The organism is Kitasatospora sp. NPDC058063 (assembly GCF_042885395.1).
GTDB classification, from domain to species: Bacteria; Actinomycetota; Actinomycetes; order Streptomycetales; family Streptomycetaceae; genus Kitasatospora; species Kitasatospora lactacystinica.
In genome coordinates, this window is record NZ_JBHVSD010000003.1 from 13,990 (window position 1) to 27,914 (window position 13,925).

Annotated in this window: 11 protein-coding genes and 1 riboswitch; of the genes, 3 read left to right on the forward strand and 8 right to left on the reverse strand. The window is 73.4% G+C overall.

All coding sequences use genetic code 11. The annotated features are described in order from the left end of the window. Window positions 1-28: 28 nt before the first annotated feature. Entirely contained in the window at window positions 29-1,279 is a 1,251-nt protein-coding gene (locus tag ACFVUY_RS06675; RefSeq protein ID WP_387727844.1) for a PRC and DUF2382 domain-containing protein, read from the reverse strand. 226 nt (window positions 1,280-1,505) lie between these two features. Continuing rightward, window positions 1,506-1,609: riboswitch (glycine riboswitch) on the forward strand. 237 nt (window positions 1,610-1,846) lie between these two features. Between ACFVUY_RS06675 and gcvP the strand changes: the two genes are divergently transcribed. Next, window positions 1,847-4,747, forward strand: coding sequence for an aminomethyl-transferring glycine dehydrogenase (gene gcvP / locus ACFVUY_RS06680; RefSeq protein WP_387688271.1), 2,901 nt, complete (start codon window positions 1,847-1,849; stop codon window positions 4,745-4,747). Between the two features lie 120 nt (window positions 4,748-4,867). Here the strand turns inward: gcvP and ACFVUY_RS06685 are convergent, their stop codons facing one another. Further along, window positions 4,868-5,059, reverse strand: coding sequence for a DUF5999 family protein (locus ACFVUY_RS06685; protein WP_188300053.1), 192 nt, complete (start codon window positions 5,057-5,059; stop codon window positions 4,868-4,870). 456 nt (window positions 5,060-5,515) lie between these two features. Then, complete coding sequence (locus tag ACFVUY_RS06690) at window positions 5,516-6,088, reverse strand: hypothetical protein (RefSeq protein WP_387727846.1); 573 nt, start codon at window positions 6,086-6,088, stop codon at window positions 5,516-5,518. Between the two features lie 379 nt (window positions 6,089-6,467). Here ACFVUY_RS06690 and ACFVUY_RS06695 point away from each other — a divergent pair, with 379 nt between their 5' ends. Together ACFVUY_RS06695 and ACFVUY_RS06700 are read left to right on the forward strand one after the other, a co-directional pair. After that, window positions 6,468-7,973, forward strand: coding sequence for a glutamate--cysteine ligase (locus ACFVUY_RS06695; RefSeq protein WP_359907854.1), 1,506 nt, complete (start codon window positions 6,468-6,470; stop codon window positions 7,971-7,973). A gap of 107 nt (window positions 7,974-8,080) precedes the next feature. Further along, window positions 8,081-8,869 (forward strand): CPBP family intramembrane glutamic endopeptidase, encoded by a 789-nt coding sequence (locus tag ACFVUY_RS06700; protein WP_387727848.1) that lies wholly within the window; start codon window positions 8,081-8,083, stop codon window positions 8,867-8,869. Here ACFVUY_RS06700 and ACFVUY_RS06705 read toward each other — a convergent pair. From ACFVUY_RS06705 to ACFVUY_RS06725, 5 genes are all read right to left on the reverse strand, one after another. Then, window positions 8,847-9,374, reverse strand: a complete 528-nt coding sequence (locus tag ACFVUY_RS06705; RefSeq protein ID WP_387688265.1) for an HAD domain-containing protein — start codon at window positions 9,372-9,374, stop codon at window positions 8,847-8,849. The genes ACFVUY_RS06700 and ACFVUY_RS06705 overlap by 23 nt on opposite strands. A gap of 100 nt (window positions 9,375-9,474) precedes the next feature. Further along, window positions 9,475-10,743, reverse strand: coding sequence for an MFS transporter (locus tag ACFVUY_RS06710; protein ID WP_387688263.1), 1,269 nt, complete (start codon window positions 10,741-10,743; stop codon window positions 9,475-9,477). Window positions 10,744-10,883: 140 nt separating this feature from the next. Then, window positions 10,884-11,585, reverse strand: coding sequence for a dienelactone hydrolase family protein (locus ACFVUY_RS06715; RefSeq protein ID WP_387688261.1), 702 nt, complete (start codon window positions 11,583-11,585; stop codon window positions 10,884-10,886). Between the two features lie 57 nt (window positions 11,586-11,642). Beyond that, entirely contained in the window at window positions 11,643-13,055 is a 1,413-nt protein-coding gene (locus ACFVUY_RS06720) for a sugar porter family MFS transporter (protein WP_387688259.1), read from the reverse strand. Window positions 13,056-13,172: 117 nt separating this feature from the next. Continuing rightward, window positions 13,173-13,922, reverse strand: a complete 750-nt coding sequence (locus tag ACFVUY_RS06725; protein ID WP_387727850.1) for an FMN-binding negative transcriptional regulator — start codon at window positions 13,920-13,922, stop codon at window positions 13,173-13,175. Window positions 13,923-13,925: the final 3 nt, after the last annotated feature.

Consider the following 13,925-nt stretch of genomic DNA (forward strand, 5'->3'; position numbering starts at 1 on the left):
CCCTCGTCGCGGGGCGTTGCCCCCGCGGTCAGACGAGCGGCCGCAGGCCGGCCGGGCGGGGCGCCTCGTGGGTCGTGTCACGGGCCGCGTCAGGGGACGCGCTGGAGGGCGGGGCGGAGGAAGGGGAGGGGGTGGCCGAGGCGGTGGGCCGGGCGGCGGTGGCGTCGTGGACCTCGACGTTCTCGCGGCGGAGTTCCTCCCGGACCACCTCCTCGGTCGTGTACCGCTCGACGATCAGGCGGACCCGCTCGACGGGGGCGAGGTACTTGCGCACCACCGCGCGTTCCTCGCGGAGGGTCACCTCCTCGACGGCCTCGGAGATCTCCTTCTCGGTGAGCGTGGCGCGTTCGGCGTCGCTGATCGGCGTCCGCTCGACCCGGACGCGCTCGCGGACCACCGGGATGCGGCGCTCCACCTGTTCGGTCGTCACGTACTTGCGCAGCTTCGCGGTGCCGAGGGTGTGCCACTCGGTGGTGATCTCCAGCCGCTCCTCCCGGCAGGTGATCTCGACCGGGCTGCTGGGGGCGGACGAGGAGGCGTCGGCGGTCGCGGTGACGGTCGCGGTGGTGGTGGCCATCGGGGCGGGCGTGGCGGCGGGCTGCGGCTGCGGCTTCGGCTCCACGACGGGGGCGGCGGAGGCGGTGGTGGCGGCGGGCGCGGCGAAGCCGGGCTCGGCCGGCGGGGGGGCCATGGGGGCCGCGGGGGTGCTGAGGGTCCGCATGTCGGGCTCCGGGGCGGTCCTGGTGGTGTCGGCGGCAGCGGGGGCGGCGGCAGCGGGGGTCCTGGCCGGTGCGGGCTCGGGGGAGTGCTCGGGCGACCGCTCGGGTGACCGCTCGGGGGTGTGGAAGGTGAGCGACTTGGCCGGGGCCGCCGCGGTCGTCGTGGCGGCGGCCGCCGCCGTGGTGCCGAAGTCGAGGTCGGGCTGCCTGGGCCGGCTCCCGTTCTCGCCGTTCGGGCGGCTGTCCATCGGGGTGTCGAGCCCGTAGTAGCGGTAGAGCTGGAGCTCCTGGGCGGGGGACAGGTGCTGGCCGACGCCGAAGTCCGGCGACTCCTTCACCAGCGACTTGTCGTACGGCACCCGGAGCTCGTCGCCGGCGAACTCGCTCGTGGTCAGCGGGACGAAGGCGTCCCGGCCGAAGATGCCGGTCCGGACCGCGGCCCACTCGGGCCGGCCGGTGGCGTCGTCCAGGTAGACCTCGTCGACCGTGCCGATCTTGTCTCCGTTGCGGTCGACGGCCTTGTGGCCGATGAGGTCCCGGGGGTCGATGTCCGTCTGCACTTCTTTCCTCCCGCGCGCTGAACCTGCGGAACTCCCGCAGGAAGGCGGCCGGAGCACCCGATTCCGTCCGCCACTTCACACCAAAAGCCATGAATCGGACGAGCGCGACCCCGGGTGCGCCGTACGGGGTTGGCACTGGACCGTCCGGGGGACGCGCGTAGACCTCCAGTGACCAGACACACCCGTGATCGGGGGGCCTCCCGCTGGTACCCTGGGCGGCGACCGCAGAGCCCGCTCGGGAGAGTCTCCGATCACGAAAACCGCTGGTCGGAGCGCCGAAGGAGCAACTCCTCCCCGGAATCTCTCAGGCATCCGTACCGTGTGGGGTAGGTCACTCTGGAAAGCAGGGCAGGAGCGTCGGCACGGAAGCCGGCGATCACCACCCTCACCGACGGTGCAAGCCGGCGGAGCGCCCACAGCGCTCCGTGCGGGTGAAGCTCTCAGGTCCCGATGACAGAGGGGGAGGCCTGTTGGGTCCGCGCGCCCAGGCTCGTCCGCTGCCCGCAGCGGTGGGGCCGGCCGGCGTGCGTACCCCCGCCGGTCCGTGACCAGGAGGCCTCGACCACCATGAACGCCCAGCCGAACGCGGGACGCCCCACCGGCGCCTCGACCCTCACCGAGCTTGAGCTGGCCAGCCCCTTCGAGAACCGCCACATCGGCCCCGACGCCGCCGCGCAGGAGAAGATGCTGGCGTCCGTCGGCTACGGCTCGCTGGACGAGCTCGCCGGGACCGCGGTGCCCGAGGCGATCCGCTCCATCACCGCCCTGGACCTGCCCGCGGGCCGGTCCGAGGCCCAGGTCCTCGCCGAACTGCGCGAGCTGGCCGGCCGCAACCAGGTGCTCCAGCCGATGATCGGCCTGGGCTACTACGGCACCTTCACCCCGCCGGTGATCCTGCGCAACGTCATGGAGAACCCGGCCTGGTACACCGCCTACACCCCGTACCAGCCGGAGATCTCGCAGGGGCGCCTGGAGGCGCTGCTGAACTTCCAGACCCTGGTCTCCGACCTGACCGGCCTGCCGACCTCCGGCTCCTCCCTGCTGGACGAGGGCACCGCGGCCGCCGAGGCGATGGCGCTGGCCCGCCGCGTCACCAAGGTCAAGGGCGGCGTCTTCCTGGTCGACGCCGAGACCCTGCCGCAGACCGTCGCGGTGATCAACACCCGCGCCGTGCCGACCGGCGTCGAGGTCGTCGTCGCCGACCTGTCCGAGGGCATCCCGGCCGAGATCGCCGAGCGCGGCGTCTTCGGCGTGCTGCTCCAGTACCCGGGTGCCACCGGCGTGGTCCGCGACCTCACCCCGGTGATCGAGCAGGCGCACGGCCTGGGCGCGATCGTCGCCGTCGCCGCCGACCTGCTCGCGCTGACCCTGCTCAAGTCCCCGGGCTCGCTGGGCGCCGACATCGCCTGCGGCACCTCGCAGCGCTTCGGCGTACCGATGGGCTTCGGCGGCCCGCACGCCGGCTACCTGTCGGTGCGCGCCGAGTACGCCCGCTCGCTGCCCGGCCGCCTGGTCGGCGTCTCCGTCGACGTCGACGGCAACCGCGCCTACCGCCTGGCGCTGCAGACCCGCGAGCAGCACATCCGCCGCGAGAAGGCCACCAGCAACATCTGCACCGCCCAGGTGCTGCTCGCCGTGATGGCCTCGATGTACGCCGTCTACCACGGCCCCGACGGCCTGGCCGACATCGCCCGGCGCACCCACCGCTACGCCGCCGCCCTCGCCGAGGGCCTGCGGGCCGGCGGCGTCGAGCTGCTGCACGGCGAGTTCTTCGACACCGTCACCGCCGTCGTCCCGGGCCGCGCCGCCGAGATCGCCGCTGCCGCCCGTGCCAACGGCATCAACGTGTTCCAGGACGGCGCGGACCGGATCTCCGTCTCCACCGACGAGACCACCACCCGCGAGCACCTGGCCGGCGTCTGGGCCGCGTTCGGCGTCGAGCCGGTCGAGGTCCCCGAGGCCGCCGACGCGCTGCCCGCCGCGCTGCTGCGCGAGGACGAGTACCTGACCCACCCGGTCTTCCACAGCCACCGCTCGGAGACCGCCATGCTGCGCTACCTGCGCCGCCTGTCGGACCGGGACTACGCGCTGGACCGCGGCATGATCCCGCTGGGCTCCTGCACCATGAAGCTCAACGCGACCACCGAGATGGAGGCGGTGACCTGGCCGGAGTTCGGCCAGCTGCACCCCTTCGCGCCGATCGACCAGGCCCAGGGCTACCTCACCCTGATCCGCCAGCTGGAGCAGCAGCTGGTCGAGGTGACCGGCTACGACGCCGTCTCGATCCAGCCGAACGCCGGCTCGCAGGGCGAGCTGGCCGGCCTGCTGGCCGTCCGCGCCTACCACCACGCCAACGGTGACACCCAGCGTGACGTCTGCCTGATCCCGTCCTCCGCGCACGGCACCAACGCGGCCTCCGCCGTGATGGCCGGCATGCGGGTGGTCGTGGTGAAGACCCTGGTCGACGGCGACGTGGACGTCGAGGACCTGAAGGCCAAGATCGAGCAGCACCGCGACAACCTGTCGGTGCTGATGGTCACCTACCCGTCGACCCACGGCGTGTACGAGACCCAGATCACCGACATCTGCGCCCTGGTGCACGAGGCCGGCGGCCAGGTGTACGTGGACGGCGCCAACCTGAACGCCCTGGTCGGCCTCGCCAAGCCGGGCAAGTTCGGCGCGGACGTCTCCCACCTGAACCTGCACAAGACCTTCTGCATCCCGCACGGCGGCGGCGGCCCGGGCGTCGGCCCGGTCGCGGTGCGCGCCCACCTGGCGCCGTACCTGCCGAACCACCCGCTGCAGGCGGAGGCCGGCCCGGCCACCGGCGTGGGCCCGATCTCGGCCGCGCCGTGGGGCTCGGCGGCCATCCTGCCGATCTCCTGGGCGTACGTCCGGCTGATGGGCGGCGAGGGCCTCAAGCGCGCGACCCAGGTCGCGGTGCTGAACGCCAACTACATCGCCAAGCGCCTGGCGCCGCACTTCCCGGTGCTCTACACCGGCCCGGGCGGGCTGGTCGCGCACGAGTGCATCATCGACCTGCGCCCGCTGACCAAGGAGACGGGCGTGACGGTGGACGACATCGCCAAGCGCCTGATCGACTACGGCTTCCACGCGCCGACGATGTCCTTCCCGGTGGCCGGCACGCTGATGATCGAGCCGACCGAGTCCGAGGACCTGTACGAGATCGACCGGTTCTGCGACGCGATGATCACCATCCGGGCCGAGATCGACAAGGTCGGCTCGGGCGAGTGGGCGGCCGACGACAACCCGCTGCGCAACGCCCCGCACACCGCCGCCACGCTGGCCGGCGACTGGGCGCACGGCTACTCGCGGCAGGAGGCGGTCTTCCCGGCCGGCGTGAACCCGGCGGACAAGTACTGGCCGCCGGTGAGCCGGATCGACGGCGCGTACGGCGACCGCAACCTGGTCTGCTCCTGCCCGCCGCTGGACGAGTACGGCGTCTGACCGGACCGGGCCCTAGGAGGTCCGACCCGCACGACAGAGCCCCGGCGGAGTTTCCGCCGGGGCCCTGCCCGTCTTGCTGTCGAGTCGGCGGCTGCCCCCGCCGTACGGCCGGACGGGTGGTCAGGCCGCGTGGGCGACGGGGCGGCGCGGGGCGATCACCCGGCCGTCGGGCAGCAGCTCTCCGGTGTCCTCGAACAGGACGACGCCGTTGCAGAGCAGGCTCCAGCCCTGCTCCGGATGGCGGGCCACCGACGCGGCCGCCTCGCGGTCCTCGGACTCGGCCGATGGGCACTCAGGACGGTGCTGGCACATACGCGTACCCTCGCTTCGCTCTGCGATCCTCCCCGTGGTGCGGTCGCCGGAGGCCGTGCCGTCCGGAACCGCCGCGGTGGTCGGATCCTGTCCGCACGCCGGCCTAGTGTGGACCGGCGTTCAAGTGGGTAGGACAGGGGGTCCTTCCACGCTGGTTCCCAGTGTCGGCATCCCGGGACCCGCGCGCAGGGATTTCGTGACATGCGCCACAACTCCCGGGTAGAGATCACCCGTTCAGGTGGGGCCGGCGGGAAAAGGCGCACCAGTGGGTCAGCCGGGGCATGGCCCGATGAGGCCATGCCGGATGGCCCGGACGGGTGGTCGCCGTTCGGGTGAGGAGCCGCGGGGGCGGGTGTGCCGGCGGGGCCGGGGACTGCGGGGCGCCGTGCGGGCGCGCGGGTACGGCCTCGGGCCGCCGGGCGGGTGGGCCCGGCGGCCCGAGGGGGCGCCGGCGGGTCAGGAGGAGCCGAGCAGCAGCGGCCTGGCGAGCGGGGCGCGGGCGAGCAGCGGCAGCAGTTCGGCGGCCGGGCGGGCGCGGTGCGCGGTGACGCCGAGCGGGGCCGGGGCCAGCGGGATCAGCAGGTCGGCGGCCGGGTCGCCGTCGGGGCTGTGCAGCCACAGCGCCGTGGCGTACTGGCCGGGGAAGGTCAGCAGCCGGGGCTGTCGGCGGGTCCGGGAGGTCTGGGCGAGCTGCCAGGCCTCGCGCAGCGCCCGGACCGTCGAGTCGAGGTACGGGCCCGCGGTGAAGTGGGAGAAGGTGTGGCCCTCGGTGCTCTGCACCACCTCGGCGGCGGCGGCCACCTCGGCGCCGTCCTTGATCAGGAAGCGCCAGCCGGTGCGGCGGGCGGCCGGGAGCTCCGGGCGCCCGCCGGTCAGGACGTGCACCGCGAGGGGGTGGGCGGGGAGCAGCGGGCCGGTCGGATGACGCAGTGCTGCGGCGGCGGGCTGGCGCAGCGCGGTCTCCGAGTCGAGCGCGCCCAGGACGGCGCGCAGTGCGCTCGGCGGGGGCTGGGGGGGTTGCAGAGTCATGGCGGGGTCCGCCTCTCCAAGCGAGATCGGCGTGCGAGTGCGGCATACCGGCGTGGCGGGCGACGCGTCTTCGGTGACGGGGGCCCGGCCGTGTCCGGTTGTGCAGGATCGCGGTGCCGGCGCGGTCGCCGCCGTCGACGAGGGCCTTCGGGGCGAGGCGGACCGGCCGGAGCGCTGTACCAATTCGAACAGATGCACAGGGTGATCTGTTTATCACAGGCTGTGGCGCCGGGCAAGTCTACAGTTCTTCTGATTTTCCGTCAGATGCCTTGCAATGCAAGCCAGTACGCGCATTCGGGTATCGATCTTCGAGGTGGGCATGATGCTTGCACGGTCGGTCGACCGGGTGCTCGACGGGGTGGCTCTGGAGGAGGGGACCGTGGGCGAGAAGGTCGTGGCGACTCGCGCGGAACTGGCGGACCGACAGCTGTACCGGCGCAAGCTCCACGCGTGTCTCGAAGCGCTCGGACGGATGCTCCGCGAGGACCGCTTCGACCGGCCGCGGGCGGTGATGGGCCTGGAGATCGAGCTCAACCTGGCCGACGAGCAGGGCCTGCCGGCCATGAACAACGCGCAGGTGCTGAGCGCGATCGGCTCCAGCGACTTCCAGACCGAACTGGGCCGCTTCAACATCGAGGTCAACATCACGCCGCACCGGCTCTGCGGGCACGTCTTCGAGGAACTGCGCGAGGAGATCGACACCGGGCTGCGCTACGCCGACCGGCGGGCGGCCGAGGCGGGCGCCCGGATCGTCATGGTGGGCATCCTGCCGACCCTGGAACACGCCCACACCGGGCTCGACGCGATGAGCCACAACCAGCGGTACAGCCTGCTCAGCGACCAGATCCTGGCCGCCCGGGGCGAGGACATCGCCCTGGACATCGAGGGGGTCGAGCGCCTCCAGCTGGAGTCGATCACCATGGTGGCCGAGGCCGCCGCCACCTCGCTCCAGCTGCACCTCCAGGTGACCCCGGAGCGGTTCTCCTCGGTGTGGAACGCGGCCCAGGCGATCTGCGGGCCGCAGCTCGCGCTCGGCGCCAACTCGCCGTTCCTGTTCGGGCGGGAGCTGTGGCGGGAGACCCGACCGGTGCTCTTCCAGCAGGCCTGCGACACCCGTACGGCGGAGCTCAAGGCCCAGGGCGTGCGCCCCATCACCTGGTTCGGCGAGCGCTGGGTGGACTCGGCGTACGACCTGTTCGAGGAGAACCTGCGGTACTTCCCCGCGCTGCTGCCGATCTGCGACGACGAGGACCCGCTGAAGGTGCTGGCCTCCGGCGGCGCGCCCAGGCTCGCCGAGATGCGGCTGCACAACGGCACCATCTACCGCTGGAACCGCCCGGTGTACGACATCGCGGGCGGGGTGGCGCACCTGCGGGTGGAGAACCGGGCCCTGCCGGCCGGGCCCACGGTGGCCGACACACTGGCCAACGCCGCCTTCTACTACGGGCTGGTGCGGGTGCTCGCCGAGCAGCCCCGGCCGATCTGGACCCGGCTCCCGTTCGAACGGGCGGACGAGAACTTCCAGCAGGGCGCCCGGTACGGCATCGACGCGGTGTTCCAGTGGCCGCGCTCCGGGCGGGCCGGGCGCGGCGGCGGGCTGCAGACCGTGTCCGCCGTCGACCTGGTGCTGAACGAGCTGCTGCCGATGGCCCACCAGGGCCTCGACGAGTGGGGCGTGGAGCCCGCCGACCGGGACCGATACCTGGGCATCATCGAGCAGCGCTGCCTGCGCCGCGCCAACGGCGCGTCCTGGCAGGTCGCGACCTTCCACCGGCTGCGCGAGCAGTACGGGATGGACCGTCCGGCCGCGCTCGCGGCGATGACCAGGCGCTACGCCGAACACATGCGCGGCGGGGAGCCGGTGCACACCTGGCCGGTGGGCTGATCCCCCGGAACCCGCCTCCCCGCCGGGGCGTCCCGGCGGTTGTGTCAGGATGATCGCTCCGGCGGTCGGCCGACGGCCGGAGCGACCGCCCCTCCGCTGGAGCCCCCGTGACCACCGTCCCGACCGCGCCGGAGACCGCGAAGCCCACCCGTCGGCTGTTCGGCGCGGAACTGCTGATCGTCCTCGGCCTCTCCCTCGGGGCCAGCGGGATCAGCGCGCTGATCAGCTTCACCGGCTCGCTCACCGAACCGCTCGAGCTCGGCCAGCAGGTCGCCACGCTGAACGGCTCGCGGGCGCCCGGGCGGCCCTGGCTGGACCTCGTCTGGCAGCTGTACTACATCGGGCGCGGGCTGATGCCGGTGGTGCTGGTCGGCTACCTGCTGGTGCGCGAGGGCGTCACGCTGCGGGTGCTGGGCTTCGACCTCGGGCAGAAGCTGCGCGACCTGGGGCGGGGCGCCGCCGTCGCGGCCGCGATCGGCGGGTCGGGGCTGGCGCTCTACCTGGCCTCGCAGGCGGCCGGGTACAACCTCACGGTGGCGCCGTCCGGGCTGCCGGACGTGTGGTGGCGGGTACCGGTGCTGCTGCTGTCGGCCTGGCAGAACGCCGTCCTGGAGGAGGTCGTCGTCCTCGGCTACCTGCTGCGCCGGGTGCGGCAGTTGGGGTGGTCGTGGCCCGCCGCGGTGGCGGCGAGTTCGGTGCTGCGCGGCTCGTACCACCTGTACCAGGGGGTCGGCGGGCTGATCGGCAACATGGTGATGGGCGTGGTGTTCTGCCTGCTGTACCGGCGCTGGGGGCGGGTGATGCCGCTGGTGGTGGCGCACGCGCTGATCGACACCGTGGCCTTCGTCGGGTACGCCCTGCTGGCCGGGCACGTCAGCTGGCTTCCGACCCCTTGAGCGAGAGCGCCTGGCCGCGCGGCGGACGGGCGAGCAGCCGGTCGACGTGCCGGCGTTCCAGGCCCTGGCCGGGGTCGACGGGCAGCAGCAGGCGGTCCCGGCGCCACTGGGAACGGCGGACCAGCCGCGGCGGGATGACGTCGTCCACCCAGGCGAACGGCCGGCCGTCGGCGTAGCGCAGCAGCGGGGCCCACTTGGCGGCGGAGAACAGCTCCATCAGCGGGACGCGCGGGTCGCCGGGCTGCGGGACGTAGCCGGTGAAGGTGACCACGGGGAGCGGGTCCAGGCCGATCGCGGGGGCGATGTGGGTGTTGGCGTGCTCCTCCCAGGTGGTGGCCCAGACCAGGTCGTACGTTCCGGCGAGCTCGCGCAGCCAGGTGCCGTGCCGGGCGGACAGCAGGACGGTGTAGCCGAACAGGGTGTGGGCGTCGAACCCGGCGTCCGGGTGCGGGCAGACCGGGTTCAGGACGCCGTCGACGTCCAGGAACAGCAGTGGCTTCGGCACCGGTGGCCCCTCGGATGCGGTGGTGTTTCCTGCCTGTTCGGACGACCCTCGCACACCTCCGGTTGCCCGCGGGCGGGCGCACGCGGGGCGCACGGGGCGCTCACGGGGTGGGCGCGGGCTCGCCGACGGGCACCGGTGCGTCCGACGTGCTCCGACGGCTCAGCCGGCGGACCTGCGGGTCCAGCAGGACGACCGCGCTGAGCACCAGACAGGCGACGGCGCACGCCCAGAGCGCGCCGGACAGGCCGAGCGCCACGGCCGCGGGGCCGGCCAGCGCCGTGCCGACCGGGGCCAGCGAGTAGGAGCCGAGTTCGTCGTAAGCGGACACCCGGGAGAACATCTCCTCGGGTATCTCCTGCTGGAGCGCGACCATCCAGTTGACGCTGAAGACGGTGACGCCGACGCCGGACAGGAACATCGCGACGACCAGCAACGGCAGCGGCACCTCGGCGGCGAGGGCCACGGCGGGCACGCCGAACAGGAAGACCCCCCAGTTGCCGACCAGCAGGATCCGGCGGGGCCGCCAGCGGGTCATCAACACGCCGGCGGCCACCAGGCCGACGCCGTAGGCGGACATCGCCAGGCCCCAGGCGCCCGCGCCGCCGAGCCGCTCCTTGGCGGCGGTCGGCCCGTACACCGACTCCACCGCGTTGACGCAGGCGACCAGCACGGAGAACTGGAGCACGATCACCCAGAGCCAGCGGCGGGAGGCGAACTCCCGCCAGCCCTCGCGCAGATCGCGCAGCATGCTGCTGCCGGTCGACGCGGGGACCTGCTCCGGCTCCAGGAAGAAGCGGAGGACGGCGGCGGCCAGGAAGCACAGCGCGTCCAGGGCGAGCACCCAGCCGGGGCCGACGGCGGCGGTGAGGGCGCCGCCGAGGGCGGCACCGCCGATCTGGGAGGCGTTGAGGCCCATCCGGAAGACCGCGAAGGCGCGGGCGGCGTGCTCCTGCGGGACGGCCTGCATGATCATGCCGCCGGAGGCGGGGGAGTAGAGGGCGTAGCCGGCCCCGCCGGCCGCGGAGAGCGCCAGCATCTGCCAGAGCCGGACCTCCCCGGTCAGCACCAGGGCGGCCAGCACGGCCTGGGAGACCCCGCTGAACACATTGGCGGCGACCATGATCAGGTGGCGCGGCAGCCGGTCGGCGAGGGTGCCGCCGACCACCATGAGCAGCACGGTGGGCACCAGCCGGGCGGCGGTGACGTAGCCGACCTCGGTGGTGGTGCCGCCGGTGCCGAGCACGGCGAAGGCGGTGGCGATGGGGGCGCCGGCGTTGCCGAGGCCGCTGATCACGGTGGCGGCGGTCTGGACGCGGAAGTTGCGGCTCGCCCAGGCGAAGCGGCGCGGGGACGGGAGTGGGGTCGGCACCCGGAGACTATGCCGTGGGGCCGTACGGGTGTCCATCCGGTTTACCCGCCCGGACGCCCGGAGCACGGGGTTTCGGCCGAGGCCCGATCGGCCGAGAGGGTCCCATCAGCCGGGGGGTCCCATCGGCCGAGGTGGCCCCCTCAGCCGAGGTGGCCCCAGAGGAAGGTGAGGGTCCGGCGCCAGGCGATCCGGGCCTGGAGCGGGTCGTGGGTGCCGATCAGGTTCTCGTCGTTCATGAAGGCGTGCCCGGCCGGGTAGAAGTGGATCTCCGGGCGGACGTCGGTGGCCTCGCCGATCCGGATCGCCGCCTCGTCCACCGCGGCCATCGGGATCGAGCCGTCCAACTCGCCGAAGTGGCCGAGCACATGGGCGGTCAATCCGCGGTAGTCGAAGTCCGGATCGGGCGGCAGGCCGTAGAACGGGACCACGGCGGCCACCTTGTCGCCGGCCCGGGCGGCCAGCAGCAGGGCGAAGCCGCCGCCCATGCAGAAGCCGACCACGCCGACCGCGTCGCCGACCACGCCGTCCAGGGCGAGCAGGTGGTCGACGGCCCCGGCCAGGTCCTCCACCGCCCGGTCGACCGGGAGCTCGCGCTTGAACCGGGCGGCCTCGGCACCGTCGTGGGTGGTGGCGCCGCCGAACAGGTCGGGGGCCAGGACGGTGAACCCCTCGGCGGCGAAGCGGTCGGCCACGTCGGCGATGTGCGAGGTGAGCCCCCACCACTCCTGCACCACCACCAGGCCCGGCCCGACCCCCTGCGGCGGGCGGGCCAGGTAGCCGTGCGCGGTGCGGCCGTTGCTCGGGAAGGTCACGTTCTGCCGGGAGCCGCCCTCGTCAGGCATGGCTTCCTCTCGGTGGGTCGGGCCGCGTGCGGCGGGTGTTCGGCGGGGTGGGCCGGGTCAGCCCATCTCCTCCAGGGCACGGCCCTTGGTCTCCTTGATGCAGAAGACCACGAACGGGATGGAGAGCAGGGCGAAGGCCGCGTAGATGACGTACGTCGCCGAGAGGTTCCAGTCGGCGAGGTCCGGGAAGCTGACGGTGATCGCCCAGTTGGCGATCCACTGCGCCGAGGCGGCGACGGACAGCGCCAGCGCGCGGATCCGGTTGGGGAACATCTCGCCGAGCAGGACCCAGACCACCACGCCCCAGGAGAAGGCGAAGCAGAGCACGAAGACGTGCGCCGCGATCAGGGCGACGGTGGCGTGGGTGTTGTCCAGGGTGGCGGTGGTGCCGGTGCCCTCCCGGTAGGAGAACGCCCAGGCGGCGGTGCCCAGTGCGGCCGCCATGCCGATCGAGCCGGCCAGGGCGAGCGGCTTGCGGCCGATCCGGTCCACCAGGGCCATCGCGATCACCGTGCCGATCACGTTGATGATCGAGGTGGAGAGGCTGATCAGCAGCGAGTTGGACTCGTTGATGCCGACCGACTGCCACAGGAAGGACGAGTAGTAGAAGATCACGTTGATGCCGACGAACTGCTGGAACACCGAGGCGCCGATGCCGACCCAGACGATCGGCAGCAGGCCGAAGCGGCCGCCGAGCAGGTCCTTGAGCCGGGGCTTGTGGGCGGACTCCAGCACCGAGCGGATCTCCGCCACCCGGGCGTCCAGGTCCACGCCCTCGCCCTCGACCTCCGCCAGCACCTTGCGGGCCTGCTCCTCGCGGTGGTCGGCGATCAGGAAGCGCGGCGACTCCGGGATGGCGAGCGCCATCAGCCCGTACACCAGGGCCGGGATGGCCTCGACACCGAGCATCCACTGCCAGGCCTGGATGCCGCCGAGGTGGTTGGTGGACTCGCCGCCGGCGGCCTGGTTGAGCGCCCAGTTGGCGAGCTGGGAGACGGTGATGCCGAGCACGATCGCCATCTGCTGGAAGGAGGCGAGCCGGCCGCGGTAGGCGGTCGGGGCGACCTCGGCGATGTAGGTGGGGGCGATCACCGAGGCGATGCCGATCGCGATGCCGCCGACCACGCGCCAGGCGGCGAGCGTCTCGATGTTCGGCGGGAACATCGAGCCGATACCGCTGGCCGCGAACAGCGCGGCGGCCAGCAGCATCGTGCGGACCCGGCCGAGGTGGTCGGCGAGCCGGCCGGCGAGCACCGCCCCCAGGGCCGAGCCGAGCAGGGCGATGGCCACCACGAAGGCGGTGGTGCCGTGGCCCACCGCGAAGTGCTTCTGGATGCCCGTCACGGCCCCGTTGATCACCGCGCTGTCGTAGCCGAACAGGAAGCCGCCCATGGCGGCGGCCGCCGAGATGAACACCACGTGGCCGAGGTGGGCCTCGCCGGCCGCCCGTTGGCTGTTGACTGAGGACACGCGCGCTCCCGGGGGTCGACGGGCCCGCTCCGACGCCGAGTGGGCAGGGCTCGTCTCACATTCGAGCAGCGCGGCGGCCGACCTGCCCGAGTTGGCGGCCGACCGAGTGATCCGGGGTCAGCCGGTGGCGTGCGGCCCGTCGGTGCGCCGTCCGGTGGTGCGCGGGAGGTCGGAGCGCGGGGCGTTGCCCAGGGGGCCGGCGGGGCCCTGCGGTGCGGTGCGCGGCCCGTCGGTGCGCCGCCGGTGACGGCGGAGCAACTGGGCGCGGGCGGCGGCGTACTGGTCCCGGCCGCGCCCCGGGCCGTCGGCACGCTCGGCGAGCCGGTCGGCGATCGCGTACTGTGCCTCGGCCGGCTTCTTGTCGTCGTACTTGAACTTGGCCCGCACCTCGTCGACGGTCAGCCGGAGCGCGCGCAGCCCGGGCAGCTGCCGGGCCAACTCGCCCTCGCCGGGCACCACCCGGACCTCCGGCGTCTCCGGCTGGAAGTGCGCCAGCTGGCGGTTGAGGATCTCCGCCTTGCCGGCCGCGGACTCCACCACCTCGGCGGTGCAGTGGAAGTGGACCGAGGCGTAGTAGCTGGTCGGTGTGCCCGGTGCGCCGCGCCAGTGGCCCGGCGCGAAGGCGTAGCCGTCGGTGACCGCGAGGGTGACCTTCGGATCGGCCCGGACGGCGGCCAGCAGCGGGTTGGGCGCGGCGAGGTGGAGCAGGATCTCGCCGTGTTCGACGTCCAGCAGGAAGTGGGTCGGGACCAGCACCGGGCCCTCGCCGGGGCCGCCGTTGGCGGCGAGCAGGCCGAAGTCGCGGCCCTCGGCGAGCCAGGCCCGCCACTCGGCCTCGTCGCCGCGGTCCCAGGATCTGATCAGCACGGG

What these genes read in the sequence shown, in the direction of transcription:
- gcvP (WP_387688271.1), top strand. Translation starts at nt 1,847, where the DNA reads ATGAACGCCCAGCCGAACGCGGGACGCCCCACCGGCGCCTCGACCCTC.
- ACFVUY_RS06685 (WP_188300053.1), bottom strand. Translation starts at nt 5,059, where the DNA reads ATGTGCCAGCACCGTCCTGAGTGCCCATCGGCCGAGTCCGAGGACCGC.
- ACFVUY_RS06690 (WP_387727846.1), bottom strand. Translation starts at nt 6,088, where the DNA reads ATGACTCTGCAACCCCCCCAGCCCCCGCCGAGCGCACTGCGCGCCGTC.
- ACFVUY_RS06715 (WP_387688261.1), bottom strand. Translation starts at nt 11,585, where the DNA reads ATGCCTGACGAGGGCGGCTCCCGGCAGAACGTGACCTTCCCGAGCAAC.